The 807-nt window shown below is 68.5% G+C and carries 2 pseudogenes; both read right to left on the reverse strand.

Annotated features, from left to right (window positions below):
- Positions 1 to 557 (reverse strand): annotated as a pseudogene (locus JCM19049_RS21545) (aldehyde dehydrogenase family protein); the annotation flags it as partial.
- A gap of 40 nt (positions 558 to 597) precedes the next feature.
- Positions 598 to 807 (reverse strand): annotated as a pseudogene (locus tag JCM19049_RS16140) (hypothetical protein); the annotation flags it as partial.

The raw sequence follows: 807 nt of genomic DNA on the forward strand, positions 1-807 counted from the left end.
CTGCTCGCGGGCCGTGTCGATCTTGCCGCGCAGGCCGGCCAGCTGCGAGTCGTTGATGATCGGCCCGACCAGGGTGGCCGGGTCGGCCGCGTCCCCGTACTTCAGTTCCTTGACCTGGGCGGCGAAGCGTTCGACGAACTCATCGTAGACGGCGTCCTCGACAATGATCCGGTTGATCGCCATGCAGATCTGGCCTGGTGCAGGAACTTGCCCAGCGCCGCGGCCTTCACCGCCTGGTCCAGGTCCGCGTCGGAGAGCACCACGAACGGGGCGTTGCCGCCCAGTTCCAGCGAGACCCGCTTCATGCGCTCGCCGGCGATCGCCAGCTTGCCCACGTTCTGGCCCACCGGGGTGGAGCCGGTGAAGGAGACCAGGGAGGGGGTGGGGTGGGTGACCACATGATCCCCGATCTCCGAGCCGGAACCGATCACGGTGTTCAGCGCCCCGGGCGCAGCCCGGCCTGTTCAAACGCCTTGGCCAACACCAGGCACCGGTCAACGGGGTGTCCGAGGCCGGCTTGAGCACACCGTGTTGCCCAGCGCCAGGGCCGGGGCCACCGAGCGCGCCGAAAGCAGCAGCGGGAAATTCCAGGGCTGATTACCGCCACCACCCCGACCGGTTCGCGGTAGACGCGGTTTTCCTTGCCCGGGGCGTTGGAGGCAGGATCTTGCCGTGCACGCGGGTGGGGAAGGTGGCCGCCTCCCGGATCGCGGCGATCGCGCCGGACAGTTCGATGTTCGCCTTCAGGTGGCTGGAGCCGGATTCGGCGACCAGCAGCTGCAGCACCTGCTCGAAGTGCTCCTGCAG

This window comes from Arthrobacter sp. JCM 19049, from assembly GCF_001310435.1.